Raw genomic sequence first — 26337 nt, forward strand, 5'->3', positions numbered from 1 at the left:
TTAAACCAATTTTAGATGAAAAAGCTTTTACTATCAATTCTTCTTGTTTCCATATTCTCCTGCGGTGAAAAAAAAGATAATGAGTCGGATGAATCCGCGGTTCAGGATACAGTGGCAGAACAGGAAGAAATGGAGTTTAAGGTTTTGGATTCAGAATTTATTGAGAAGGATTCTTTAATGGCTCCTTTTGCTGAAGCGATCTCAGAATTTGCCGATGGGCGTTATGCCGAAATCAAACCTCTTGTTTACGATAAAAGTATTCCCGAAATCCAGGATGCAATTTCCTCAGGTAAGCTTAGCTATGAAGAACTGGCATTATTTTACCTGAAGCGTATTCAAAAATTTGATCGTAATAATGAGCTTTCCCTTAACTCGGTAATATCTTTAAATCCAAATTTACTGGAAGAAGCACGCCAGAAGGATGAACAGAAAAAAGCGGGTGGTAAACATCCAATTTATGGAATACCTGTGCTGCTGAAGGACAATATCAATACTGAAAATATGCCGACCACAGCTGGAGCGGTGGCGCTTCAGAATAATGAAACCGATGATGCTTTTATCGTTGAAAAGTTAAAAGAACACGGTGCCCTTATTTTGGGGAAAGCAAACCTGAGCGAATGGGCGTATTTCTTCTGCGGAGATTGTCCTAGCGGCTATTCTGCAGTAGGAGGGCAAACCCTTAATCCATATGGAAGAAAAATCCTGGATACCGGCGGTTCCAGTTCGGGAAGTGCGGTGGCTGTGGCGGCAAATCTCGCCCCGGTAGCTGTTGGCTCCGAAACTTCAGGCTCTATTTTGTCTCCTTCAAGCCAAAATTCCCTGGTTGGTTTAAAACCTACCATTGGAGTATTAAGCCGCGGTGGAATTGTTCCAATTTCCAGCACTTTGGACACTCCGGGGCCTATTACCAAAAATGTTGTGGATAATGCTATTCTTCTTTCAGCAATGTCGGGGAAGGATACTAAGGATCCTGCAACAAAGAACATTGAAGTGATTGCAGACTATTCAGAACCCCTGGAAAATGCTTCTTTACAGGGAAAACGTTTTGGAGCCATCAAGGCTTTAATGGAAGATTCACTTTATGTGCAGGCCATAAAGGATTTAAAGCAAGCCGGGGCTGAGGTAGTGGAATTTGAGGCAGAAGACCTGGATTTGCCTAATTTTACACGCCTTCTAAATCTTGATATGAAAAAAGATTTGCCAGATTATTTCCGGAATTACGGTGGTGAACTTGAAGTAAGCAATGTAGGGGATGTATATCATTACAACTCGCAGGTGCCTACTGCCAGGGCGCCGTATGGGCAATCCTTATTTGAAGGAATAATGAAAGATTCTGCCACTCCTGAAGAATTTACCGCCATTAAAGATACGCTGAAGACCAACGGGAGGCAGTTTTTTGATGTGCCCATGCAGGAGCATAATCTTGACGGCGTAATTTCAATAAATAATTATCATGCCGGTTTTGCTGCAGTCGCACAATATCCCGCTATCACTGTGCCTATGGGATATGCAGAAAATGGTGCCCCTAAGGGTTTAACGTTCTTTGCAAAACCTTTTGAGGAACAGGCGCTTCTTAACTGGGCCAAGGCCTACGAAGAAGCTTCTCATCGCCGGGTTTCTCCTGAAAATTACCAGGATTAATGTCCCGAAGAAATTTGATAATAATTTCCAAAGTGATCTTCTTCTATAGTATCTTCTATATTATTATGAAGTTGATCGCCATCTTTCAAGGGGCATGGGCCGATGCCAATTTAATTCTTTGTTTGCCTTTTGCAGCATTGGCTACCTGGGGTGGTTTCTGTTTAAAAAGAAATAAATTCACGTGGGTTTATGCTATTGCCGGAGCAATTTTAATAGGTTCTATCCGGTATTTTGAAAAAGACCTGATGATTTTTCTACACAATCAATTCTAGAAATTCTACAAAATAAATATCCCGTAGCTAAAGCTTTGGCAACGGGATATTTTTAGAAAATTTAAAGTCCTGCAGTATTCAGGGCTTTTTTTCTGGCCTCACTTTTTTGTTGGTTATTTAAATCCCCTTCCGGATATACAGCCTGTTCAAAAGTGCCGTACATGGGGTTTGGAAGAATAATGAATTTTTGGTTAAGTACTTTTTGAAGACTGTCGTTTTCCCTGTTCAGAAGTTTTTCAGCTTCCGAAGGAGTATCAAAAATACTGGCAAAATCCGTCAGTTGATCTCCCACATACAGGATCACCTCATAATTTTCGCTTATTTTTTCCCTTCTTGCGTCTTTATTAGAAGTATCTTTTTTAAGAAGAACATGGTCTTCTTCCACTTGTATACCAACTTTTTCAAGATTGTTGAAGGTGGCATCGAGGGTTTCTACGTTTCGATTGGATACAAGAAAAACTGACACGTTATTTTCCTGTGCGAAATTTATAAAATCCACTGCCCCGGGAAGAGCGGGCGCGTTTTCTTCATTTACCCAATTTGCCCAACTTTCAGAAGCATAATTTTCACCTTTTTCAATCAGCCGTGCTTCATAAGCGCTGTTGTCAAGCACAGTTTCATCTATGTCCAGCACCACAGCATTTGGTTTTCCGCCCACAGATTTATCATTATTTGCCAGTAACTTGATCTTTGCCAGTTCATAAGTTTGTATATAAAGCTGCCTGGCTTCCAGAGAATTCTGAAACCATAGCGTACTCATTACAAGCTGTTCAGAAAGTTGATTATAGCCAGGATCAATATTCACGGGAGTTGCTGCTGTTTCCTGCCCGGGTTTACAGGAAAAAACTGAGATGCAGAAAAACGTGATCGCAAAAATTCTTAAACGTGATGCGTCATACATATTCAAATACATGTTTAAAAGGATTATAATTTCAGATCTTCAAATTTATGGTAATTCTCCCAAAATAAGTTTTGTTCTATCGGATCACTTCAGGGTTTTTCTGCTTAAAAATTGGTGGATGCGCGGGTATTTCATTCATCTTCATTACTTTTGCACTCCAAATTAAGGATGCATGCGGACGAAGTCGATTAAGAAGAACAGGATAAATGTAGTTACCCTTGGCTGTAGTAAGAATGTTTACGACAGCGAGGTGTTAATGGGGCAGCTACGCGCCAATAAAAAGGACGTGGTGCACGAGGAAGAAGGAAATATTGTAGTAATAAATACCTGCGGTTTTATAGATAATGCCAAGGAACAGTCGGTAAATACTATTCTGGAATTTGTTGAAAAGAAAGAGCAGGGCGAGGTGGACAAGGTTTTTGTTACCGGCTGTTTAAGTGAACGCTATAAGCCCGATTTACAAAAGGAAATTCCCAATGTGGACCAGTATTTTGGAACTACAGAATTACCCGGACTTCTTAAAGCCCTGGAAGCAGATTACAAACATGAACTTATTGGAGAGCGGTTAACCACTACTCCAAAGAACTACGCTTATTTAAAAATTGCTGAAGGTTGTGACCGTCCTTGCTCTTTCTGCGCCATTCCGCTCATGCGCGGCGGGCATAAATCAACGCCTATCGAAAATCTTGTGACTGAAGCTGAAAAACTTGCGGCTAACGGCGTAAAAGAACTTATACTTATTGCGCAGGATTTAACTTATTACGGCCTTGATCTATATAAGAAAAGAAATTTAGCTGAACTTCTTGAAAACCTTGTAAAGGTGGAGGGGATTGAATGGATTCGCCTGCACTACGCTTTTCCCACTGGCTTCCCTATGGATGTACTGGAGGTGATGAAGCGTGAGCCCAAAATTTGTAATTATCTTGATATTCCCCTTCAACATATTTCAGACGATTTACTGAAGTCTATGCGTCGTGGCACCACCCATAAAAAAACTACAGATTTGCTGAAGAAATTCCGAGCCAGGGTTCCGGAAATGGCAATCAGGACTACTCTTATTGTTGGTTATCCTGGGGAGACAGAAGCACATTTCCAGGAATTAAAAGAATGGGTGCAGGAAATGCGCTTTGAACGCCTGGGCTGTTTTACCTATTCCCATGAGGAAAATACCCATGCCTACAACCTGGAAGACAACGTGCCGCAGGAAGTAAAGCAGGAAAGGGCGAACGAAATTATGGAAATACAGTCGCAAATTTCCTGGGAACTTAATCAGCAGAAAATCGGTAAAACATTCAAAGTTATTATTGACCGGAAAGAAGGCAATTATTTTATTGGCAGGACAGAAGCCGATTCTCCCGATGTGGATAATGAAGTCTTAATTGATGCAACTTCCGTTTACCTGAAGACGGGAGACTTTTACGAGGTGAAAATTACCGATGCCGCCGACTTTGATTTGTACGGGGAGCCGGTTGGTGTTAAAGCTGAAAAACCAACAAGGAAGGAAATTAAAGTTAGAAGCATTTAATTTATTTTGTTATTTTAGAAATTCTTAGCAGAATTTCTAATGACGAAAATTACCAAGCCACAACATTTTTTAAAACAGAACGCTACCTATCTCATGGGTGGCTTTTGGTTTTTCTTCGGAACGCTTTGTTATTTTCTCAAAACTGAAATGCCTTACGAAGCCTATATGATTATTGGATTGGGAGGTTTGGCGATTGGTTATTTTACCAGGAACTCTCGCGAAGAATATATTAAATGGAATGGTTACCAGATAAAATCAAAAGATCTTATAAACGGTGAAGTTGTTTATAAATGGACAGAAGTAGATCGCCTTATTTTTTCAGAAGGCCATTTAACCATTAAATCTGGTGAGGCTAATGGGATTATGCTGGAGTTGAAGGAATATAGGCGGGAAGATGTGGAGAAACTCCGCGCAGATTTATCAAATTTTACTCTGATTCAACCTGGTACATCATGACCCGCATCACCCGAAAGACCGGCTTTTTTAAGAATAATCAATTTTTGATTTTCGCAATCTTTTGGTTCCTGTTGGCCATAGCTATGTTTATTACTTCGAGCCTTGAGGAAAACGCTCCATGGTTTAGAAGATTTCTTCTTCCATGCCTTTATTTAATTCCCTCAATTCTTTATTTTATAAGTGCTCTCCAGATTAAAGGCAAGAACTCAGAATACATTGAATGGAACGAGGAAAGGCTAATCGTGAAAAAGCAAGGAGAAAAACCAATAGAATATAAACTTTCTGATTTAAAGAATCTCACGGTTGCAAACAACGATCTTATCATCAAGGCACCGAAAGCTACCGGCACTATGATGTCCCTTAAGGGGTATTCTGAAGAGGAACTTCAGAAATTGCAACTGGAATTTAGCGATTTTAACCGGCTTAAGCTATTGTAATATCTTTCTGAAGATAAACTTCCTGTACACTTTGTAAAATATCGACACCTTCTTTTAATGGCCGCTGAAATGCTTTTCTTCCCATTATAAGTCCGCAGCCTCCGGCACGTTTATTAATAACAGCAGTTCTCACCGCTTCTTTATGATCTGATTCTCCTTTAGATCCACCCCCGGAATTAATCAACCCGATTTTTCCCATGTAACAATTAGCTACCTGTAACCGGCAGAGGTCGATGGGATGGTCTGTTGCCAGACTTTCGTACATTTCGTCTTCATATTTGGCAAATTTTATCTTTTTAAAGCCATAGTTGGTAGTTGGTAGTTTCTGCTTTATAATATCAGCTTTTATAGTTACCCCAATATGGTTTGCCTGGCCGGTAAGATCGGCCGCGGTATGAAAATCTTCTTCATCGGTTTTAAAATCATTGTTTCGGGTGTAGCACCACAGTATAGTGGCCATTCCTAATTGGTGGGCTTCTTCAAAAGCAGCGGCTATTTCCTGGATCTGTCGGTTACTCTCTGGCGATCCAAAATATATGGTGGCGCCTATTGCCGTGGCGCCCATATTCCAGGCTTCTTTTACTGTTCCGTAGGGAATCTGGTCGTATTTATTAGGGTAGGTAAGAAGTTCGTTATGATTTATCTTCACGATAAAAGGAATTTTGTGGGCATACTTTCTGGAATGTAATGCCAAAGCTCCAAAAGTGGAAGCCACACCATTGCAACCGGCTTCTATAGCTAGTTTTACAATGTTTTCAGGATCAAAATAATCCTGGTTTTTATAGAAAGAGAATGCTGCAGAATGTTCTATGCCCTGGTCAATTGGCAGGATGTTTATATAGCCTGTTCCGCCCAAAGCGCCATGACTATAAAGATGGTTAAGGCTTCTTAACACCTGCGGGTTGCGATCGCTTTCCCTAAAATTATCCACGCTGTTTGGCCCCGGAATTTCGAGCCGCTCTTTTTTGATTTTTTCGCTTTTATAGTTCAGGTAATAATCTGCGTCTTTGCCTAATATTTCTGCTATTTTATCTGTAGTACTCATAATCTTATCTGATTTATTGTATTTATTTATATCCCGAAAGGATAAGTTTCCGGGATAAGTTCACCATTTGGTTTTAGTTTAAGAGGATGTAAAGCTTTTGTTTCATCTATAAAAAGAAAAGCGTCATAACGTTCTGAAACTTTTGAGGGCACATAATTCCCCCTTTCCCAGTCAGGATCGTAAACTACTCCTATGGCCCGATGGCCTATTCTTTCTGAAAAGGTTTCAGCTAATTCCTTGTTTTCATCAAAAATGATGAGTTTATCCTTAGGATCATATTGGTGCAGGAAGTTTTCAAGACTGTTTTCAATTCCCTCCGGTACACGCATTTTCTTCATAGGAGCGCCCCAGCTGTTTCCGGCCATCACAGAGCCTTTATAAGAACCGAAGCCTGCCAGCACCACGCCATCTTTCTTATGCTGCTCCCTTACCAGTTGCCCCACATTCAGCAGGCCGTTGGAAGCCATTCCCGTGGCACGGGCATCCCCAATATGGGTGTTGTGTTCCCAAACAATTACTTTAGCATTGTCATCATGATAATCCATTAGCGTGTTTAAAGTTTCCACCATATGCCGGTCACGCACATTCCAGGAATCATCGCCAAAACCTGCCATGGCTTCATAATACTTTTCAGCATTGGCCATCACCAGGGCATTAATTTCAGCATTGAGATCGGCTTCCTTTTCTGTATCATATTTATGGGAATTTTGCCGAACCTCTTTCAGCAGCTTTATAACTTCATCTTTGCAACCTTCTTTAGCCGATCTAAAAACGGAAGCATACGAATCCCGTGCTTTATAAGGTTCAAAACACTGGAAGGCATTTTTTGCCAGTTTAGCCGTTTCGGGATCTTCCTTTTCCAGGTAATCCACGATAATTTCCATAGAATCCCACAGGCTATAAACATCCAGCCCATAAAATCCTGCTTTGTTTTTGTCTTCCCTGCCGCGGTTGTATTGTTTAAGCCAGCTGGCAAAAGCGGCAATTTCCCAATTGGCCCACATCCAGGTTGGCCAGCGGTCAAATTCCTTAAGAACGTCCTGTATGTTTTCTCCGGAATCTGGATAATCCTTTATCCATTTGTTGATTTTATAACAATCGGGCCAATCTCCTTCAACAGCTATAAAAGAAAATCCTTTTTCTTCAATAAGGCGTTTGGAAATTTTGGCCCGCCAGGTATAATATTCATGCGTGCCATGGCTGGCCTCGCCCAATAATATATACCTGGAATCCCCAATTCTCTCCAGTAACGGGTCCAGGTCTTCGGAATTGTTTAAGGGGTGGTAGTATTTTTCCAAATCCTTTTTTTCAGTCTTCACAGATATCATCTTCCCGGGTTTTTGGTTTATCCTGAAGTTAAGGAATTTGGAAAAGGAAGCCGAATACCGGACTTATAAAAAAACCATAAAAATAAAGGCTAAGAGCCGGAAGCGGTTTTATTTCTTCTTTTTCTCACATCTATAAAAATGTAAATGGCATAAGCAACCAGCCCCGCACCGCCAATCCAGTACATCCCGTCTTCCAGGGTATCAATATCTTCAGAAAAATAAGCGATAGCAATAGACAGGGGAAGCATACCAGTAAAAGTTGCCAGCATAAATTTTTTAAATTTCATCTCCAGGATGCCCGCTATAAAACTTATAGAATCGTTAGAAAGAAAAGGAGAAATACGGAAAAGGATAACGGAAACGAAAGAATAATTGGTAATCCAGAAATCCATTTTTTGAAGTTTTTCCTCACCTATTATCTTCCGGACAACATTTTCAAGTTTGGTGCCTATATAATAACCAATTGCAGAAGCCAGCATCACGCCGGTCATACCTATAAGGATGCCCCACCAAAAACCGTAGGCCATAACCGCAATAATAATAGGAAGCCAGGAAGGAAAAAAGATCAGGAACATTTGAAGAATGATAAAGATGATAATGGCAATTGGTCCCCAGATTCCAAACTGCTGAAAATATTGATGGGTTTCTTGAGTATTTCCATTCAGGATTACGCCTATCGTCTCATCTATAAAGGCTTCAAAAGAAGGAAAAATAAAATAGGAAAAAACAAGCCCGAGAATAATGGTGCCGGAAAGGATGAATGATAGATATTTGGGCAAAGTGTGCTTCTTCAAAGCTGTTCGTAGATTTTCTATTAAAGCTACTAAAAACTTGCTTTGCGTACCTATAAAGAAAATTTAAACTTGCCTTTGAATGCACAAACATAGAATTTCCGCATAAAAAAAGCGGGACAAATTTCTGCACTGCTTTTTCAATCTTAAAATTCTTCTGGATCTATTCTTCTTCAGGATTCAGCAGAATGGGTTCTCCATAGCCAAGATCTTTAAGTTTTTCCAGCTGTGTTTCAGCATCGCCCACTATTACATAATACATCCTGTCCGGATCCACATATTTTTCGGCGAGTTCTTTAATCTGCTGCAAGGTCATATTTTCCACCATTTCCTCCCGTTGCTTAATAAAATCATTATCAAGTCCATAATTGCTTATATCGCTAAGCATATCGAGTTTGGAATTTAGCGTTTCAAACTTCCTGGCGTTACTTTTAATCATATAGCCTTTGGTAACCTCCAGATCGTTCCGGTTAAAACTTTCAGGATATTTTTGCAGAATGTCCTGTATAAGTTTGGCGGCATCCCCGGTAATATTGGAACGAACGCCGGTAGAAATCATAAACGGCCCCGTATTTTTATCTCCGTAAAACCCGGAACGTATTCCATAGGTATAGCCTTTTCCTTCCCTTAGTTCCTGGGTGAGTTGTGAAGCAAAACTACCACCGCCAAGCCTGTAGTTCATTACTTCAGCAGGATAAAAATCTTCATCATTTGCAGCCAGGGCAGGTGTTCCAAAGCGGAAGATGGATTGTTTTGCACCAGGCACATCGTAAAAATATACCTGGGATTGCTCCGGCATTTCCGGCTGTGGCAGATCAGGAATTTCCACGTTTTTAACCTGCCAGTTGGCGGCCAGGCCTTTTATAGGCGCTACAGCTTCCTCCTGATCCAGCGCTCCCACCACTAGAAAGGAAGCGCTTAAAGGGGAAAGATTATTGCTATAGTAATCTTTAAGGTCCTGTAGCCTAATATTTTCTACTGAAGTTTTTGTGCCCAGGTTGTTGTGCGAAAGAATATTGTCCTTCCCATAGATAACTTTTCTAAATTCATTGCTGGCAATGCTGTTGGGATCTGCTTTCATTTGTTGGATCCTGCTTAACACCTGCTGTTTTGCCAGTTTAAATTCTTCTTCGTCCCATCTTGGCTCCAGCAGGATTTCTTTTACCAGGGCTATGGTTTGGTCGTAGTTTTTTGCCAGGGTACTCCCGCTTAAAGTAATTTTTTCATCCCCGGCATTCACCCGGATATCAGAGCCTAAAAGTTCTATGGCTTCCTCAAGTTCCCGGGGCGTTTTATTCGCCGTTCCTTTAGTCATGATCTCTGCGAGCAGGTTGGAAACCCCGACTTTATTTTCATTTTCCAGAAGAAGTCCGCCCGGCATTTCCAGTGAAAATTTTACAAGAGGCACCTCAGTATTGCTTATTCCCAGGATTTTTAAGCCTGAAGGAAGGTTGGTTTTCCAGATTTCGGGTTCAATTAGCTCCGGTTTTTCCCCGTATGGCGGTTCTACGCTCCGGTCAAACGAAGAAGGGGTTTTCTCATAAGCCACATCGGCATTAAGGTCGAAGTTTCCTTCAGCGCCTTCCACAATTTTTTCTTCAACAACTTCGGCTTCTTCTGAATTTTCCAAAGCCAGTTCCACCTGGCCTTTTGGCACAAAACTGGTCGCTACAAAAGGCTTGTCCTTTATGTATTTTTCATATACCCGCATCACATCTTCCGCGGTAACGGCAAGTATTTTGTCTACTTCTTTATTGATATAATTAGGGTCATTGGCAAAAATCTTATATTGTGCAAGCTGAAAACCTTTTCCCAGTACACTGGAAATACTGTTGTAGAAGTTGGTTTCCTGGCCGGCTTTAATTCTTTTTAAATCCTTCTGCGGAATGCCTTCCTTTTCAAATTCCGCGAAGGTTTCTTCAATGGCTGCTTTAACTGAATCTAAATCTTTACCATCATAGGCAGTAACCTGAAGCATTAGCTGCCCGGCAAGTTCAGAGGTGTAATTGTACATACTCACCCTGCCGGTAAGTTGTTTGTCTTCAACAAGGCTTTGATAAAGCGGCGCATTTTTTCCTTCTGAAAGATATGTGGTCAACAAATCGAGCGCATAGGAATCTTCAGCATAAGAATAAACCGTAGGCCATGCCATGGTAAGCTCTGCTAAATTGGCAAAATTGTCTTCGTAATAAAGTTTCTTTGTTTCCTCCAGGCTCACAGGTTGCTTCTCCTGGCGCTTTATCTCCTCTCCGGAAGGGATTTCGTCAAAATACTTATGAACCCATTCCTTTGCCTGGGCTTTGTCAAAATCTCCTGCGATAGTTAGCGTGACATTATTTGGCACATACCATCTATTGTAAAAATCTTTTACATCCTGTAAAGTGGCATTTTGAAGGTCTTCCAGGGAGCCTATCACTTCCCAGTTGTAGGGATGGCCTTCGGGATAAAGGTTTTTGTCTATCACATACATGGTATGCCCGTATGGGGCATTATCTACCCGTTGCCTTTTTTCGTTCTTTACCACCTCTTTTTCCTTGGCAAGCACAGGTTCGGTTACGGTATTTATAAAGTATCCCAGTTTGTCAGCTTCTGCCCAGATCATCTTTTCCAGGGCATCGTTGGGCACCGTCTGGAAATAATTGGTGCGGTCTCTGCTGGTAGAACCATTGGCGCCAGAGCCACCAATCCTTGCACTCATTTTGTCCAGCCCGCCTTTCCCCAGGTTTTCAGATTCCAGGAACAGCAAATGTTCAAATAAATGCGCAAACCCGGTGCGTCCTTCTTTTTCACGGGCAGAACCTACATGGGCGGTCAGGGCCACGGCAACCACGGGGTCAGATTTATCTACATGAAGAATAACATTCAAACCGTTCTTTAGGGTGAATGATTCAAAATCCACATTAAATTTTTCCGGGTTTTCCTGAGCGGATAGCGTAATGCCAGAGATGAAAACAAAAAGGTATAAAAATCTTGATATAGTCATTGATTAAATAAGGATTATAAGAATTAAAGTCTGAACTTATTGTTGTTTACAAAGAAGATAGAATTTACAAAAAACAGTTTGCCGTTTTCCCAGAAATTCCTGAAAAGCGGATTATCCACAAGGTAAATAACACTACCGCTTCCTAATCTCTCTTCTCCAAAAATTACCGAATTTTCCAGGTTTTTTGTGGCTTCACTTCCGGTAAAGCCAGCTACCACATCCAGCTCCTGGATATAAGCCACATTGTAGCCATCATTAAGCAATTGATAGCTGTCGCTGTCCAGCTTCAGACTAAAATATACGTCTTTATAGCCAAAAGCCATAGGATGTGTATTATCTACCTTGGTTTTTATGATACTACCTGTAATGGTTTTTTTTATACGTTCTCTTTCGCGCTGGCTGTAAGGAACCAGGTTTCCTGTAGTTGCCGTATCCTCAACAGGCCGGGTTTTTTTGCTTTTAAGGGAAAATCCATCCCTGTCGCTAAAATATCCCGTTGCACTTCCTATGGCGATCAGTTTTCCGCCATTTCTTACCCAGCCTGTAATTTTATCCAGGACAGGATCATCAAAAATGCGGCCATAGTAACCTTCAGGCACAACGAGCACATCGAATGGAGAAAGATCCACATTTTCAAAATAATCTGTATCTATGCGGGTAACAGGATAATTTAAGTCCTGTTCAAAAAAATGCCATACTTCGCCAACATTAAGGGAGGAGGTACCTTCACCTTTTAAAACGGCAATTCTTTGTTTATTTATGAGCTTTACTTCGGGAGAACCAAAATCTGGTCCGCTGCCGGCAAAACTTGTGCTGGCGGTAATGAGCTGGCGGCTATGTTTGTTGGCAATTTCCACCACTTTCCGGTCAAAATTTTCGAGGCTGCGGTTATCGCTTTTCGTGATGATCAAACTTCCACGCTCAAATTCTTTTCCTTCACTGCTGAAGGGCACTTCGGAAAAACGCACTTTAACTTCCGCCTTAATTAAATCTGCCAGAAAACGTGCATCCTGCATACTGCCCCATTTTGAAATATAACCCGCTCCTGAAGGATTAGCGGTATTGCTGACGGGATTTGAAACTGTTTTCGAAGTTGTGGAAACGCTGCGGTTACTGGCAATGGCATCCATTCCATAAGCATACGGCAGGCTCCACGCGGTGATATCATAAGTAAGGGAGTCATTTAATTTGGTTGCCGGTTCCAGCAGAACCTTCGCCATTTTTCCTTTTGGCTGGCTGGTGCTCACCACCAGCGCATTTTCTGAAGCATCCATGCTTCCATTTTTACCGGTATCATAACTGTAGCCTTTTATGCGTTGCTGCCCGGTGTAGCCATATCTTATATCATGACGGTCCAGCAGTTCTTTTACAGCGGCAAGTTGGTCCTCACTTCCGCTAAGGACATAGCTTTTATATCTAAATGTATTGTTACCAGTATTTGCAAAATATTCGCCAAAGTTGTCGCTTAGTTCCTTTACGTTTTGCGAAGCAACTTCCACTGTGGAAATTCCGGTAGTAAAATGGTGGGCAAGCCTGTCTTTTAAGGTAAGCACATATCCTTCATCAGTAATTATTCCCAATCCCGCACGCCCATGTCCGGCTTGTTCAAAGGTCATTCCTATTGCGCCCATGTAAGTAGGATAGGTGTCGCCGTAGCTGGGATACAGTAAATCAAAACGTTCTTTTGTAAAAAACAGCCAGCCTTCTTCATCAAAATACCGGGCATTGTTTTTCCCGATTTTCGTCTGAAATTCTTTCTGAAAAGGAGTTATAATTTCGTGAAAAGGTTCTGCCGCAGGCGCAAAATAATAAGGTTCGTTAATGCCCTGCTCATGAAAATCCACATGTATGTGCGGCATCCATTGGTTGTAAACTTTCAGCCGTTCACGGGTTTCCACCTGTGTGGCCCAGGCCCAGTCGCGGTTTAAGTCGAATAAATAATGGTTTGGCCTGCCCCCGGGCCATGGCTCATGATGTTCGGTGGCAGATTGGGCCGGATTATATGGGTCGGCTTTAACCTGGTTGTACCAGTTTACATACCTGTCGCGCCCATCGGGATTCACGCACGGGTCTATAATTACCACCGTATTTTGCAGCCAATCCCTGTGTTCTGTTATTAAATTATAAAGAGTGGCCATGGCAGCTTCTGTACTGGAAGCTTCGTTCCCGTGAACGTTGTAACTCAGCCAAACAATGGCTTTATCTGGCTCTGCGGAAGAAGAATTTTCGGCCAGGCCGGCGCTTTGCAGGTGGTTTTTCCTGATATTTTCAAGATTTCCCAGGTTTTCTTCCGAAGAAATAACGGCATAAGTGAGCGGCCTTCCTTCGTTGGTTTTTCCATATTGCTGATATTGTACCAGGGGCGAAGATGTTGCAACATGTTCAAAATAGTTTACCACATCGGCATGACGGGTAAAATTTGTACCCAGTTCATAGCCTAAAAATTCTTCAGGAGATTGTTGTGCTTGTAAAATTTGAAAAATAAAAAGTAATGCGAAAACAGGTAAAAATTTCTTCATGTAAAGTAAAAATGATTATTGACTGCCGTAAATATAATGCAGCGTGCGTTAAATGGACTCCTATATTTTGAGAAATGGATTAAAATTACAGATAGCGGAATTCTGCCTGTTTTTTTTAAATGAATTTTTAATTTTTTTCTTTCTGTTAATAAATCTTAAATCCAAAGAGATTTTATAATACTGTTCAAAAGGCCTTATCTTTACCCGAAAATTGTTTAAAGCGCATGCCCTCAGAATGTATTCCTTATTCCGAAACTAATTATTTTTCCAGATTAATTCTTGATTACCTGGACCGGAAAGAAGAATTAAAGAATTTCTACAACCGCTATCCTGAAATTGATAATTTTGGAGATCAGATTAAGGAAAAGAAAAATTCATTTCCAATAGAGAATCGGCAGGCGCTGGTTGAGGTATTGGAAGAGCAGTATCAAAATCTTGAAATTTCCGCGGCAACGGCAGCGAATATTAAATCGCTCGGCGATGAAAATACCTTTACGGTGACCACGGGTCACCAGCTCAATCTTTTTAGCGGTCCGCTGTACTTCGTTTACAAAATTATTTCTACCATAAATCTTACACGGTTGCTCAAAGAAAAGTATCCAGAAAATCATTTTGTGCCAGTTTACTGGATGGCCACGGAAGATCATGATTTTGAGGAAATCAATTTTTTCAACTTAAAAGGCAAGAAATTTAAATGGAACAGTACTCAGGAAAAAGCAGGGAAAACTGCGGTGGGTTATCTTTCTACGGAAGGCCTGCAGGAAGTTTTCAAGCTTTTTTCCGCGGAAATAGGAGTGGGAAAAGATGCAGATTTTCTGAAGAATTTATTTGAAAAAGCTTACCTGCAACATGATAATCTTACCGATGCCACCCGTTTTTTAGCGAATGAGTTATTTAAAGAGCACGGACTGGTGATTCTGGATGCCCAGGAAAAAAAGCTAAAAAAGTTGTTTATTCCATATGCTGAAAATGAGCTTTTTAAGCAAATTTCCCATGAAAAAACCTCAAAAACAGCCGAAGCTTTGGCAGGCCTTGGATATAACGTACAGGTAAACCCCCGGGAGATAAACTTGTTTTATCTAACCGAAGAATTCAGGGAAAGAATTATAGAGCGGGAAAATATTTTCTATGTTCATGAAAGGGAAGATATCCAGTGGAGCAGGGAAGAACTTTTTGCAGAACTGGAAGAATTTCCCGAACGCTTTAGTCCAAATGTAGTGATGCGGCCGTTATACCAGGAAATTGTTCTTCCAAACCTTTGCTATATAGGTGGAGGCGGGGAACTTGCATACTGGTTTGAGCTGAAAAGTTATTTTGAAGCTGAAAAGGTGCCTTTTCCAATTTTACTTCTGCGGAATTCTGCTTTGGTCCAGTCGGGTAAGCAAAGAAAAAAAAGGGAGAACCTCAATATTTCAAATAAAGAGCTTTTTCTGAAGCAGCATGAGCTTATCAATAGAAAAGTGAGGAAAATATCAGATATAGATATTGATTTCAGTCCGCAGAAAGAACATTTGAAGCAGCAGTTTCAGCAAATGTATGAATTGGCTGAAAAGACCGATAAATCTTTTCTTGGTGCTGTAAAAGCCCAGGAAGTGAAGCAAATAAAAGGTTTGGAGCATCTGGAAAAACGTCTTTTAAAGGCGCAGAAGCGCAAGCTGAAAGATGAGGTAACCAGGATTGCAAAACTTCAAAATGAACTCTTTCCAAATGGCAGCCTGCAGGAACGCCAGGCAAATTTTTCAGAATTTTATGCTGAATTCGGGGAGAAGTTCATCCATACTTTAATTGAAAATTTAAATCCGCTAGACGAAAACTTTAAAATTTTGACTTTTGGACAAGAATAAAAATAAGATGCACACCATAGATATGGACCTGGTGGAAATGACCCTGGATGTCATGAAATACACCATAGACCGTATCTCCAATGTGACTCCCGAAATGGGGGCACCTAAAAAAGAAGATGATTTACTAAAAATTGTGGGACAAACCATCACTCCCGAAGGTATTGGTGGTGAAAATGCTTTTAAGCTTTTCCGGGATGTGCTGGTAAAAGCCACCGTGCCAATAGATCATCCGCGGCATTTAGCTTTTGTGCCGGCGGCTCCAACAAGGGCGGCAATAATGTTTGATTTGGTTACTTCGGCCTCAAGTATTCACGGGGCTTACTGGATGGAAGGTGCCGGCGGGATCTTTTGCGAGAATCAGGCTATGAGATGGCTGGTTTCCCTTACGGGATTGCCAGATGGTGCTTTTGGTGTTTTTACCAGTGGCGGTACAGCAGCCAATCTTTCTGCAATGGTGGCTGCAAGGGAAGAATGGCGGGCAAGAAATTCAGCAAATGTGGGGGTAAAGGCACTACTACTCACTTCCCATGGTGCGCATAGTTCTATCCAGGCAATGGCCAAGGTTATAGATGCCGATGTGGTAATGATAGATTGTGAGGAAGAATACCTGACCGGCCGTGAACTTCAAAATGCCATGGATGAACTGGAAGAGAAAGACCGGAAAAGGCTTTTTGCAGTGGTGGCTACCGGTGGCACCACAAATGCGGGTATAATCGATGAGCTACATAGCATAGCAGAGGTATGTGAAAAAGAAAATATCTGGTTTCATGTAGACTGCGCTTACGGTGGAGGCGCATTGGCTGCCACCTCTGTTAGGCACCTTTTTAAAGGAATAGAAAGGGCAGACAGTATAACTATAGACCCTCATAAATGGCTTTTTTCACCTTACGATTGTGGCGCCGTAATTTATAAAAACCTGGAATTGGCTAAAAATGCCCATGCGCAGGAAGGTTCTTATCTGGAGATTTTCAGGGATGAAGGTGCACAGGGTTTTAATCCCGCAGATTATCAAATTCAGCTTACGCGCAGGGTACGAGGTATGCCCTTATGGTTTTCACTGGCTATGCACGGAACTAACAAATACCGGCAGGCCATTGAAAGGGGAATTGAGCTGGCTCAGATTGCTGCCAGAAAAATAGAAGAAAGGGGAAACCTGGAACTGGTGAGGCCTCCAAGCCTTTCTGTAGTCTTATTTCGAAGAAAGGGCTGGGCTGCGGAACATTACCGGGAATGGACCTATAAAAATCACAGGGGCGGCTTTGCCCTGGTGACTCCCACAAAATGGAAAAAGGAAACCGTCTCTCGTTTTTGCTTTATTAATCCTGATACTACTGAAGAGGATATAGACCTGATCCTTGATACGATGGAGTAAAAAAAGTGTAAGGTTTTAAAGTACCCTTCCGTCTTTATCTTCTCCCGAAGATAACTCCACCTTCCCTTAAAAGGGAAGGAGCTTTTTGATTGTTTGTAATTTTACAACTTATTACCACGAATGCAAGAATAATATTTTTGTGTTCCCCTCCTTTTTTCAGGGAGGGGACGCCTGAATGACAAAGTTGGGCAAAATGGCGCAGGGCGGGGTGGCCAAACTGAAATGCACTTTTACAGGTAAGTGGCTTTGAAATTTGAAGGAGTATTTTTTACTCTTTCGTCTTTATCTTCTGCTGAAGATAAATCCACCTTCCCTGAAATGGGACGGAGCTGTTTTTGTGGGGTGGTTAATCTATTTCATATTCCAGACGCATGGTAATAGAAGCGGTTTTTCGCTTATCGGCAGTGTTATAAGCCCCGCTCCAGCTGTAATCTTCCCCGCTGTTTTGGCCGGTGATCTGGAAAACACCCATGTCGGCACGTTTCAGTTCCCCAAGATTGCCACCGCTGTTTTCGGCTATTTTCTCGGCACGCAGCCGCGCATCTTCAGTAGCTTTGGAAATCATTTCAATCTTTAAATCGGCTATTTTGGTGTAGTAATACCGCGGCGGAGTGGAGTTAAACTGTACCCCTTTGTTTAGCAGTTCGGTAATTTCCCGGGAAACATTTTCGATAAGTTCCACATCAGTCGATTCAATTTTAACGGTTTGAATAAGTTCATAGCCTTTAAAAATGCTGCCAACATAATTGCCATTTTGATACTGGTTCTCCCTTTGCTCATTGGTTTGGACCGAATTAAAAACAATATTTTCCGGCTTAATTCCTTTGTTGATTAAATATTGTCTTACTGTTTCTTTGTCATTGTTTAGCTCTTTATAAGCCTGTTCGAGATTGGGGCTCATACGGCTGAATTGCCCTTCCCAGACAATAAGGTCTGAAGTGAAATTTTCACTTCCAGACCCGGTTACCGAAATGGTGCCATCGGGATTTGCCCGGCTTACATAGGAATTCCCTAAAAATACCGCAGCCACTACAATGGCTATGGAGAAAATAATCGCGCTAATGTATTTCATTATAATGGGGATAACAGACTGCTTTAAAGGTATAAAATAATAGGATTGCTGTTTTATTTTTACCTCAATTTCTTACTTTTGCGCATGCAAAATAACGTACTTATCCTGGATTTCGGCTCGCAGTATACCCAACTCATCGCGAGACGTGTTAGAGAATTAAATATTTATTGTGAAATTCATCCTTTCCATAAGGTTCCTGATGATCTTTCCGGCTTTAAAGCGGTTATTCTTTCTGGTAGCCCTTTTTCAGTAAGGGCAGAAGATGCACCACATCCCGATCTTTCCAAAATCAGGGGAAAACTGCCAATTCTTGCAGTGTGTTACGGGGCACAGTATTTTGCCCATTTTCACGGCGGAAAAGTAGAGCCTTCTGAAACCCGGGAATATGGCCGGGCCAACCTTTCAGTAATAAAAGATAAAGAGCCGCTTTTTGAAAATATCCTGGAGAATTCCCAGGTTTGGATGAGCCATAGCGATACGATTAGAGATTTGCCTGAAAATGCCGTACGCCTGGCAAGTACCACAGATATTTTAAATGCAGCCTATAGAATTGAAGGAGAGCAAACTTTTGCCATCCAGTTTCACCCTGAAGTTTATCATTCTACAGACGGGAAGCAACTTCTGGAGAATTTTCTCGTTAGGATAAGCGGGGTGGAGCAAAGCTGGACGCCCGGAGCTTTTGTAGATTTAACAGTTTCAGAACTACAGGAAAAAATAGGCGATGCCAAAGTGGTGTTAGGCTTGAGCGGAGGAGTGGATTCTACAGTTGCTGCCGTTTTGTTAAATCAGGCGATTGGGAAAAATCTTTATTGCATATTTGTAAATAATGGCTTGCTGCGTAAGGGTGAATTCGAAAGTGTTCTTCATCAGTACAAAGACATGGGGCTAAATGTAAAGGGAGTAGATGCTTCGGTACGCTTTCTGGATGCCCTTGCAGGAATAAGCGATCCGGAATTAAAGCGGAAAGCGATAGGAAATACCTTCATTGAGGTTTTTGATGATGAAGCGCATGAAATTACTGAGGTTACTTATCTCGCCCAGGGTACTATTTATCCTGATGTGATTGAATCTGTTTCGGTAAATGGCCCTTCGGTAACTATTAAATCCCATCACAATGTTGGGGGATTGCCGGATTTCATGAAGCTTAAGGTGGTGGAGCCGCTAAGGATGCTTTTTAAAGATGAGGTGAGGCGTGTGGGAAAAGAATTGGGTATAGACCCGGAGTTGCTTGGCAGGCATCCCTTTCCCGGACCGGGGCTTGCGATTAGAATCCTGGGAGATATTACTGCAGAAAAGGTGAGAATTTTGCAGGAAGTAGACCATATCTTTGTTCAGGGACTCAGGGACTGGATGTTGTACGATAAGGTTTGGCAGGCAGGAGCAATCCTCCTTCCCGTGCAGTCTGTGGGAGTAATGGGAGATGAGCGCACCTACGAGCAGGTAGTGGCTTTAAGGGCAGTAGAATCTACCGATGGTATGACGGCAGATTGGGTTAATTTGCCTTATGAATTTCTGCAAAAAACTTCCAACACAATAATTAACCGGGTGAAAGGCGTTAACAGAGTAGTTTATGATATAAGTTCAAAACCGCCTGCCACCATAGAATGGGAATAGATGCTGTTGTTTGAACTCTAAAAAATATTGAAGATGAAATACCTTTTGGCGTTGTGTTTAATGTTTCAGATTTTTACTTCTGAAGCTGTGGCCCAGCAATTTAAATATCATACCGTGGCACCGGGTGAAACGGTTAGCAGTATTGCCCGTACCTATAACATTACCAAAGAAGATATTTATAAATATAACCCCGATGCTAAAAGCGGGATAGATGCTTCGGCAAAACTCGTTATTCCTCTTACATCTTCGGGCGAGACCGCATCAGAAGAAGAACCTGTAACTTTTGTGACGCATAAAGTGGCGAGGAAAGAAACTCTTTTTGGCCTTTCCCAGCAGTACAATGTGGAAATTGATGAGATAAAGCGCTACAACAAGCACCTATATTCTGAAGAGCTTCAAACCGGGGAAGAAATTCGTATTCCGGTAAAAGCCACGCCAGCTGCTGGAAAAAATTCAGCAGTGGTCAGCAGCACCACCAAAAGTACTAACGCGTCATCATCAGGTACAAGCGGAATAAATCCGCAAGATACCCGCAACACCAGGGAACATGTGGTGCTTCCCAAGGAGACCAAATATGGAATAGCCCGTAAATATGGCCTTACGGTACAGGAACTGGAAGAAATGAACCCGAAAGTGGGCGTGCTTCAGCCTGGTATCATGCTTAAAGTGGGAACAAATGTTCTTGATGATTCGGTAATTATTACCGATAAGACTTTTGAATTTTACGAGGTAAAGCCAAAGGAAAATTTTTTCAGGCTTACACAAAAATTTGGTATAGATAAAGATTCCCTCATCGCCTTAAATCCTGCCCTTGAAGATGGTGTAAAATCGGGTATGGTCTTGAAAATTCCTGCAGACCCAGATACCAATACCAGCGATTTAAATATAGATGATTTTGCAGAGGCTTCAGAAAAAAGTGTAGACCTTAAAAGTAACATTTCCAATTTTGAAACAAAGGAACTGGTGCTCATGTTGCCGTATAATTTAAACAGAATAGAAACAGATTCTACGAATACCTATAAAAACGCGATTTTAAATGACAGGGTGCTGCGCATTTCCCTTGATTTTTACAGCGGAGTTTTAATGGCGGTGGAAGAGGCGAAGGAGTTGGGGATTTCTACAAATTTGAGGGTGTACGATACAAAATACGATACAAACAATGGTGCCCGGGAAGTGAACAACATTATCAATACGCATAACTTCAGCAATGTGGATGCGGTTATCGGTCCGTTTTTTCAGACTTCTACAGAAGCCGCTGCAGCAAAGCTTTCCGCAGAAAATGTCCCGGTAATCAGTCCGCTTTCCAATAAGGCTATGAAGCCTTATATGAACCTGTTTCAATCTCGTCCCACAGATGAAATGCTGGTGGATGCCATGCTGAATTATTTGCAAAAGAATGCTCATAATAAAAATGTGGTGGTGATCGCAGACGGGAAAAATTATGAGATAAAAAGCAGGTTGGGCCGTATTTTTCCCGATGCCAAGTTTGTAAATCCATCTGAAGGATATGTTTCTGAAAGTGCCATGGATGCCGCTTTAGCTCCCAACCGCGAAAACTGGGTAATCCTGGAATCTGATAATGTAGGGATTTTGAACAGCGTAACTTCAGGTTTAAACCGCCTGGCCAGGAATAAGAATATCAGTTTACTTACCACCAACAAAGGAAATGGTTATGACAATGATAATGTGGCAAATGAACATCTCGCCCGGCTTAAATTCCGTTATCCTTCTGTAGATAAGGAATTTGATGGGAATTCTTCAAAAGAATTTATTGAGGAATATACCGAAAAGTATGGCGTAAACCCTAACCAATATGCGGTAAGGGGTTATGATCTTACCCTGGATGTGTTGCTTAGGTTAGCTACTTCAGAAGACCTTTATGATTCTTTTGAACGCTTTAAAGGCTACACCGAATATTATGAAAATAAATTCCATTACCTTCCAAGATCGGGAGGAGGTTTTCATAATGATGCAGTTTACATTATGCGTATAAATCCCGATTTAACTCTAAGTGTGGAAAATGACTTCTAAAGTAATATACCAGGGCGGCCTTAGAACCGAGGCAGAACATCTTCAAAGCGGGGCCAAAATGATTACCGATGCACCTGTTGATAATCATGGCAAAGGAGAAGCTTTTTCTCCTACAGATACTGTTGCCACAGCGCTTGCAACCTGTATGCTTACCGTAATGGGAATTAAGGCTGAAGCTATGGAAATTGATATTGCCGGTGCCACAGCTTCAGTAACTAAAACCATGGCGGCCGAGCCACGCCGGATTTCTATAATTGAAGTAGTAATTGAATTTAAAGGTGATTTTGAGGAAAAAGAAAAGAAGATCCTTGAGAATACTGCCAGAAATTGTCCTGTCCTGCACAGCCTTCATCCAGATATTGAAAAAGACATTAGTTTTCTTTACAGATAATGATCAGGATTTTTTTATTCATTTGCCTTATTTCCAGTATTTCCTGTTTTTCCCAGAAAGAAAAGGAAAAAATAAAGTGGGAAGAAAACCAGCCTCTGGTGTGGACAGATTTTAAAGGCAAACCTAATGCCCTAAGCCCTTTTAAGGCAAATACCAACGCGGGAATAAGCTTTTCTTATAATTATTCCGAGAGAGATGGTTCTACCGAATTAAATTATGTTATAGAAAGTTATTTCTATCCACAACTTTCCTGGAAGAAGGAAATAGACAATAAAGAATATCTGTTGGCACATGAACAGCTGCATTTTGATATTGCTGAACTTCATGCGAGGATGTTCCGAAAAGCACTGTCCAACTATACAATTGGTAAAAACCTAAAGAAAGATTTAGTTGCGCTTTACAAGAAATACGAGCAACAGCAGGTAACTATGCAAAGGGAATTTGACGCAGAAACCAATCATAGTAAAATAAGGGAAGCAGAAATGAAATGGCGGGAATTTGTAAAGCAGGAGCTTGAGGAGTACCAGGCTTACGCCGATTAAAAACTCGCTACTTCCGCTTTGGCTTTTTCAAAATCTTCAATTATTTCCTTTACAATTTCAGCAGCGGGTTTTATTTCATGTATCAATCCTGAAATTTGCCCAATTTCAAGTTCGCCTTCTTCCAGGTCACCTTCAAACATTCCTCTTTTCGCCCTGGCCCTGCCAAGTAACTTAATAAGCTCTTCTTTTTGCGGATTTTTACGGTACAATTGCTGAATATCCTGGTAGAACTTATTTTTTAGCAGCCGTACAGGCGCAAGTTCTTTTAAAGTAAGCACGGTATCTCCTTCCTGCGAATTCACAACTAGCTCTTTAAATTTTTGATGTGAAGAAGCCTCGTTGGAAGCCACAAACCGGCTGCCAATTTGTACAGCATCTGCTCCCAAAACCATCGCTGCCAACATTCCGCGTCCGGTGGCAATTCCCCCGGCAGCAATAAGCGGAATTTCCAGTTTTTCCTTTACCAATGGGATTAGTGTAAACGTAGTGGTTTCATCCCGGCCGTTATGGCCACCCGCTTCAAAACCTTCAGCAACCACAGCATCAACGCCTGCTTCCTGGGATTTTAAAGCAAACTTCAGGCTGCTCACCACATGAACCACTGTTATTCCTTGTTCCTGTAAATGCTTTGTCCAGGTTTTGGGGTTCCCGGCAGAAGTAAAAACAATGGGCACTTTTTCTTCTATGATTATCTCTATAATCTCTTCCACATTAGGATAAAGCATAGGAACATTTACAGCAAATGGATTATTTGTAGCTTCTTTGCATTTTCTTACGTGCTGCCGTAAAATATCGGGATACATAGATCCTGAACCAATAATTCCCAGTCCGCCGGCGTTACTTACCGCGCTGGCAAGTTTCCAGCCACTGGCCCAGACCATTCCCGCCTGGATTAAAGGATATTTTATCTTAAAAAGTTTGGTAATTCTGTTTTGGGACATGAAGAATTCTTTTTTCTGAAGTTAAGAAATAACTCCGGAACCCAATAACTCATCCCCGTGATACCATGCCACGAACTGCCCTTCGGTAATGGAAGCCTGGGGTTCTTCAAAGACGATATACATCCCGTTTTCCGTTTGATATAGCTTTGCATCCTGCAATGGCTGGCGGTAACGAATTCGGGCTTTCACCTCCAGTTCTTCATCGGCTTTAAGGGCAAGGTCTTTTCTTACCCAATGTACTTCATCATTGTTCACAAAAAGCGCTTTCCTGTAAATCCCGGGATGGTTTTTCCCCTGGCCGGTATAGATAATGTTTTCTTCCACATCGGTATCAATTACAAATAATGGTTCCGGGGTGCCGCCAACAGCCAAACCTTTACGCTGGCCTTTTGTAAAATAATGAGCACCCTGGTGTTTTCCCACCACTTTGCCATCTGTAGCGGCATATTTGTATTTTTCGGAAAGGTGCTTTAATTCTTCAATTTTAGAATTAAATTCTTTTTTTTCTGCGGAATAACAATCTTTTTCAGCTTCAATTTCTACAATAGCCCCTTCTTTAGGCTGTAATTTCTGCTGAAGAAAATCCGGCAGCCTTACTTTTCCGATGAAACATAAGCCCTGGGAGTCTTTTTTATCTGCCGTAACCAGATTTTGCTCTTTGGCAATTTTGCGGACTTCAGATTTTTGCAATTCCCCGATTGGAAAAAGGCTTTTTGCCAGTTGCTCCTGGGTTAACTGGCAAAGAAAGTAAGACTGGTCTTTATTATTGTCTTTTCCTGCAAGCAGTTGATAAATAGTTTCTCCATTTTGCTGAAGTTCTCCTTTGCGGCAATAATGTCCTGTAGCCACGTAATCTGCGCCCAGGGAAAGGGCAATCTTCATAAAAACGTCAAATTTTATTTCACGGTTGCACAGCACATCGGGATTTGGGGTCCTGCCACGTTCGTACTCGTTGAACATATAATCAACAATCCGCTCCTTGTATTGCTCGCTAAGATCTACTGTTTGAAAAGGAATGCCAAGTTTTTCGGCAACCATCATAGCATCGTTACTGTCGTCCAGCCAGGGGCATTCGTCTGAAATAGTCACAGAATCATCATGCCAGTTTTTCATAAACAGGCCAATAACCTCGTATCCCTGCTGCTGCAGGAGATAAGCCGAAACGCTTGAATCCACACCTCCGGATAACCCAACAACTACTTTTTTCATAATTTTTTCTTTTATTTCCTTATGAAGCGTCCCATTAGAATTTTATGACTTCCAATTTTATAATACCTACGAGGTTTTTGAAACCTCGCAGGAGAAGTTCTTCCCGCTTCTTTTATCATGCTCCTGTAAAGTCGGAAAATTCAGCGTAAAATTACGAAATAAAAAAAGGTGGCGAAAGCCACCAGTATGTTTGAATTTAAAGCGGTCTTGGCTTTTCAAAGACGATATTGGTTCCCAACGAAGTAAAGAAATCTGGGTAAAAGGTGAACCTATCCATTTCTTCATTAAATCGTACTTCACCTGTTAATGGCCCCAGCTCTTCAGCAAAAGGCAATAAAAAAGTATATCGGGAATCTCCTGATGCCTTCTCCCAGGTTCCACTATCTTCAGATGCCACGCATTCGCCTTCTACTTCAGAATAAAACATGGAATCGGCGGTATTATTGGCCATGAAATCTATATATGATTGGCTGGTACAGTCGTTCACTTCATAATCTAAGGAGCCGCTGTTGTTTACTTCAGCCAAGTACCACCTGCCAACAATATCATTTTCGCCTTCAACACCAGAATCATCATCATCACTACATGCCGTAAAGACGATCATGGAAACGAATAAAACAAAAAATTTCTTCATAACAATTAATTTTAATTATTGCAAATATATTGGAATTATATCAAAATTAGTATTCTTTTTCTTTCTTAACTTCCCCATTTTCAAAATAATACCAGGTTCCGGTCTTACGATCTTTGTTGTATTGGCCTTCGATGATTTTCTCTCCTTTGGCATTATAATATTCTGCAGGGCCCTGTAATTCGCCTTCTCTGAAATTTAATTTTTGCAGTAGCGTTCCGCCTTCAGAATAAACAAAACTTTTTCCATCTTTCAGGTCGTTGTTGTACATGGTCTCTTCGGTTACTTGTCCATTTCTGAAAAATGTTTTCTGAAGGCCATTAAGTTTGTCATGTTTATATTCTTCAGTCATCATAGTATCCAGGGAAGACTGGTGATAATACACCCATTTTCCTTCTCTTTTTTTATCGACCATTTTACCGGTACTTATGGGTTCTCCCTTTTGGGTAAAGTAGGTGACCTGGATGGAATCTTTATCTTTTTCGAAATTCATAACAGCGGAAGGATGTTCAGGAAAACCTTTTTTATAAAAACTGAATTTTCCCACTTCCTGACCGTGTTCAAAATTTCCTTCAAATTTTGGTTGATTTGTGCCTTCAAAAAAGACTTTCCACAGCCCGTGCCGTTTGCCTTCATTATCATAAGCATTGGGGGCTTTTTGGGAAAACGCCTTTTGAAGTATGAAAACTGAAAGAAAAATGAAAACAGAATACTTCATAAAATTGGAGTTCTTTTTTTAAACTATAAAATTTCAGGTTTAGTATTCTTCCGAAGAAATGTCCGGAAAAAATA

The 26337-nt window shown here is 41.3% G+C and carries 21 protein-coding genes and 1 pseudogene; 11 read left to right on the forward strand and 11 right to left on the reverse strand.

Features of this window, described 5'->3' with window-relative positions:
- The first annotated feature begins 15 nt into the window (after window positions 1–15).
- Both RM553_RS11815 and RM553_RS11820 read left to right on the forward strand, forming a co-directional pair.
- Window positions 16–1641, forward strand: a complete 1626-nt coding sequence (locus RM553_RS11815; protein ID WP_311535139.1) for an amidase family protein — start codon at window positions 16–18, stop codon at window positions 1639–1641.
- Window positions 1641–1913: a hypothetical protein gene (locus RM553_RS11820; protein WP_311535140.1), complete on the forward strand. Its 273-nt coding sequence runs from the start codon at window positions 1641–1643 to the stop codon at window positions 1911–1913. The genes RM553_RS11815 and RM553_RS11820 overlap by 1 nt, the downstream gene beginning before the upstream one ends.
- 61 nt (window positions 1914–1974) lie before the next feature.
- Here RM553_RS11820 and RM553_RS11825 read toward each other — a convergent pair whose 3' ends face one another.
- Window positions 1975–2814 (reverse strand): 5'-nucleotidase, lipoprotein e(P4) family, encoded by an 840-nt coding sequence (locus tag RM553_RS11825; RefSeq protein ID WP_311535141.1) that lies wholly within the window; start codon window positions 2812–2814, stop codon window positions 1975–1977.
- Between the two features lie 172 nt (window positions 2815–2986).
- Here RM553_RS11825 and rimO point away from each other — a divergent pair, with 172 nt between their 5' ends.
- The 3 genes from rimO to RM553_RS11840 are packed head-to-tail and all read left to right on the forward strand — an operon-like array spanning window position 2987 to window position 5232.
- Window positions 2987–4339, forward strand: a complete 1353-nt coding sequence (rimO, locus tag RM553_RS11830; RefSeq protein ID WP_311535142.1) for a 30S ribosomal protein S12 methylthiotransferase RimO — start codon at window positions 2987–2989, stop codon at window positions 4337–4339.
- A gap of 39 nt (window positions 4340–4378) precedes the next feature.
- The gene (locus RM553_RS11835) at window positions 4379–4795 is read left to right on the forward strand and encodes a hypothetical protein (protein ID WP_311535143.1); all 417 of its coding nucleotides are present in this window, start codon (window positions 4379–4381) and stop codon (window positions 4793–4795) included.
- Complete coding sequence (locus RM553_RS11840; RefSeq protein WP_311535144.1) at window positions 4792–5232, forward strand: hypothetical protein; 441 nt, start codon at window positions 4792–4794, stop codon at window positions 5230–5232. Before RM553_RS11835 ends, RM553_RS11840 begins: the two co-directional genes overlap by 4 nt.
- On the opposite strand, the gene RM553_RS11845 is transcribed toward RM553_RS11840, so the two are convergent.
- From RM553_RS11845 to RM553_RS11865, 5 genes are all read right to left on the reverse strand, one after another.
- Entirely contained in the window at window positions 5219–6277 is a 1059-nt protein-coding gene (locus tag RM553_RS11845) for a class I fructose-bisphosphate aldolase (protein WP_311535145.1), read from the reverse strand. The two genes, RM553_RS11840 and RM553_RS11845, sit on opposite strands and share 14 nt — an antisense overlap.
- A gap of 26 nt (window positions 6278–6303) precedes the next feature.
- Window positions 6304–7605, reverse strand: a complete 1302-nt coding sequence (locus RM553_RS11850; RefSeq protein ID WP_311535146.1) for an erythromycin esterase family protein — start codon at window positions 7603–7605, stop codon at window positions 6304–6306.
- An 89-nt stretch (window positions 7606–7694) separates the two neighbouring features.
- The gene (locus RM553_RS11855) at window positions 7695–8399 is read right to left on the reverse strand and encodes a TVP38/TMEM64 family protein (protein WP_311535147.1); all 705 of its coding nucleotides are present in this window, start codon (window positions 8397–8399) and stop codon (window positions 7695–7697) included.
- Between the two features lie 160 nt (window positions 8400–8559).
- Window positions 8560–11379: a M16 family metallopeptidase gene (locus RM553_RS11860; RefSeq protein ID WP_311535148.1), complete on the reverse strand. Its 2820-nt coding sequence runs from the start codon at window positions 11377–11379 to the stop codon at window positions 8560–8562.
- Between the two features lie 23 nt (window positions 11380–11402).
- Entirely contained in the window at window positions 11403–13898 is a 2496-nt protein-coding gene (locus RM553_RS11865; RefSeq protein WP_311535149.1) for a M14 family metallopeptidase, read from the reverse strand.
- Window positions 13899–14122: 224 nt separating this feature from the next.
- Between RM553_RS11865 and bshC the strand changes: the two genes are divergently transcribed.
- Together bshC and RM553_RS11875 are read left to right on the forward strand one after the other, a co-directional pair.
- Complete coding sequence (bshC, locus tag RM553_RS11870) at window positions 14123–15742, forward strand: bacillithiol biosynthesis cysteine-adding enzyme BshC (protein ID WP_311535150.1); 1620 nt, start codon at window positions 14123–14125, stop codon at window positions 15740–15742.
- Window positions 15743–15749: 7 nt separating this feature from the next.
- Complete coding sequence (locus tag RM553_RS11875; protein WP_311535161.1) at window positions 15750–17114, forward strand: pyridoxal phosphate-dependent decarboxylase family protein; 1365 nt, start codon at window positions 15750–15752, stop codon at window positions 17112–17114.
- Between the two features lie 346 nt (window positions 17115–17460).
- Here the strand turns inward: RM553_RS11875 and RM553_RS11880 are convergent, their stop codons facing one another.
- On the reverse strand, window positions 17461–18186 hold the full coding sequence (locus RM553_RS11880) for an SIMPL domain-containing protein (RefSeq protein WP_311535151.1): 726 nt from the start codon (window positions 18184–18186) through the stop codon (window positions 17461–17463).
- An 84-nt stretch (window positions 18187–18270) separates the two neighbouring features.
- Between RM553_RS11880 and guaA the strand changes: the two genes are divergently transcribed.
- Genes guaA through RM553_RS11900 form a run of 4 tightly spaced genes read left to right on the forward strand, consistent with a single transcriptional unit; the run spans window position 18271 to window position 22764 of the window.
- Entirely contained in the window at window positions 18271–19800 is a 1530-nt protein-coding gene (gene guaA, locus RM553_RS11885) for a glutamine-hydrolyzing GMP synthase (RefSeq protein ID WP_311535152.1), read from the forward strand.
- 33 nt (window positions 19801–19833) lie between these two features.
- Window positions 19834–21831, forward strand: coding sequence for an amino acid ABC transporter substrate-binding protein (locus RM553_RS11890; RefSeq protein ID WP_311535153.1), 1998 nt, complete (start codon window positions 19834–19836; stop codon window positions 21829–21831).
- A complete protein-coding gene (locus tag RM553_RS11895) occupies window positions 21821–22222 on the forward strand; it encodes an OsmC family protein (protein ID WP_311535154.1) in 402 nt (133 codons plus the stop codon). Before RM553_RS11890 ends, RM553_RS11895 begins: the two co-directional genes overlap by 11 nt.
- A complete protein-coding gene (locus RM553_RS11900) occupies window positions 22222–22764 on the forward strand; it encodes a DUF922 domain-containing protein (protein WP_311535155.1) in 543 nt (180 codons plus the stop codon). The genes RM553_RS11895 and RM553_RS11900 overlap by 1 nt, the downstream gene beginning before the upstream one ends.
- On the opposite strand, the gene RM553_RS11905 is transcribed toward RM553_RS11900, so the two are convergent.
- The 4 genes and pseudogenes from RM553_RS11905 to RM553_RS11920 form a co-directional block, all read right to left on the reverse strand.
- The gene (locus RM553_RS11905) at window positions 22761–23705 is read right to left on the reverse strand and encodes an NAD(P)H-dependent flavin oxidoreductase (protein ID WP_311535156.1); all 945 of its coding nucleotides are present in this window, start codon (window positions 23703–23705) and stop codon (window positions 22761–22763) included. The genes RM553_RS11900 and RM553_RS11905 overlap by 4 nt on opposite strands.
- A 21-nt stretch (window positions 23706–23726) precedes the next feature.
- A pseudogene (mnmA, locus tag RM553_RS11910) lies at window positions 23727–24932 on the reverse strand (tRNA 2-thiouridine(34) synthase MnmA); the annotation flags it as partial.
- Between the two features lie 178 nt (window positions 24933–25110).
- Complete coding sequence (locus tag RM553_RS11915) at window positions 25111–25548, reverse strand: lipocalin-like domain-containing protein (protein ID WP_311535157.1); 438 nt, start codon at window positions 25546–25548, stop codon at window positions 25111–25113.
- Between the two features lie 46 nt (window positions 25549–25594).
- Window positions 25595–26263, reverse strand: coding sequence for a toxin-antitoxin system YwqK family antitoxin (locus RM553_RS11920; RefSeq protein WP_311535158.1), 669 nt, complete (start codon window positions 26261–26263; stop codon window positions 25595–25597).
- Window positions 26264–26337: the final 74 nt, after the last annotated feature.

It is taken from the genome of Autumnicola tepida (genome assembly GCF_031846485.1).
In the GTDB taxonomy this organism is placed as follows: domain Bacteria; phylum Bacteroidota; class Bacteroidia; order Flavobacteriales; family Flavobacteriaceae; genus Autumnicola; species Autumnicola tepida.

Coding starts and splice junctions, on each gene's coding strand:
- RM553_RS11815 (WP_311535139.1), top strand. CDS start 16: ATGAAAAAGCTTTTACTATCAATTCTTCTTGTTTCCATATTCTCCTGC.
- RM553_RS11820 (WP_311535140.1), top strand. CDS start 1,641: ATGTCCCGAAGAAATTTGATAATAATTTCCAAAGTGATCTTCTTCTAT.
- RM553_RS11825 (WP_311535141.1), bottom strand. CDS start 2,814: ATGTATGACGCATCACGTTTAAGAATTTTTGCGATCACGTTTTTCTGC.
- rimO (WP_311535142.1), top strand. CDS start 2,987: ATGCGGACGAAGTCGATTAAGAAGAACAGGATAAATGTAGTTACCCTT.
- RM553_RS11835 (WP_311535143.1), top strand. CDS start 4,379: ATGACGAAAATTACCAAGCCACAACATTTTTTAAAACAGAACGCTACC.
- RM553_RS11840 (WP_311535144.1), top strand. CDS start 4,792: ATGACCCGCATCACCCGAAAGACCGGCTTTTTTAAGAATAATCAATTT.
- RM553_RS11845 (WP_311535145.1), bottom strand. CDS start 6,277: ATGAGTACTACAGATAAAATAGCAGAAATATTAGGCAAAGACGCAGAT.
- RM553_RS11850 (WP_311535146.1), bottom strand. CDS start 7,605: ATGATATCTGTGAAGACTGAAAAAAAGGATTTGGAAAAATACTACCAC.
- RM553_RS11860 (WP_311535148.1), bottom strand. CDS start 11,379: ATGACTATATCAAGATTTTTATACCTTTTTGTTTTCATCTCTGGCATT.
- RM553_RS11865 (WP_311535149.1), bottom strand. CDS start 13,898: ATGAAGAAATTTTTACCTGTTTTCGCATTACTTTTTATTTTTCAAATT.
- bshC (WP_311535150.1), top strand. CDS start 14,123: ATGCCCTCAGAATGTATTCCTTATTCCGAAACTAATTATTTTTCCAGA.
- RM553_RS11875 (WP_311535161.1), top strand. CDS start 15,750: ATGCACACCATAGATATGGACCTGGTGGAAATGACCCTGGATGTCATG.
- RM553_RS11880 (WP_311535151.1), bottom strand. CDS start 18,186: ATGAAATACATTAGCGCGATTATTTTCTCCATAGCCATTGTAGTGGCT.
- guaA (WP_311535152.1), top strand. CDS start 18,271: ATGCAAAATAACGTACTTATCCTGGATTTCGGCTCGCAGTATACCCAA.
- RM553_RS11890 (WP_311535153.1), top strand. CDS start 19,834: ATGAAATACCTTTTGGCGTTGTGTTTAATGTTTCAGATTTTTACTTCT.
- RM553_RS11895 (WP_311535154.1), top strand. CDS start 21,821: ATGACTTCTAAAGTAATATACCAGGGCGGCCTTAGAACCGAGGCAGAA.
- RM553_RS11900 (WP_311535155.1), top strand. CDS start 22,222: ATGATCAGGATTTTTTTATTCATTTGCCTTATTTCCAGTATTTCCTGT.
- RM553_RS11905 (WP_311535156.1), bottom strand. CDS start 23,705: ATGTCCCAAAACAGAATTACCAAACTTTTTAAGATAAAATATCCTTTA.
- RM553_RS11915 (WP_311535157.1), bottom strand. CDS start 25,548: ATGAAGAAATTTTTTGTTTTATTCGTTTCCATGATCGTCTTTACGGCA.
- RM553_RS11920 (WP_311535158.1), bottom strand. CDS start 26,263: ATGAAGTATTCTGTTTTCATTTTTCTTTCAGTTTTCATACTTCAAAAG.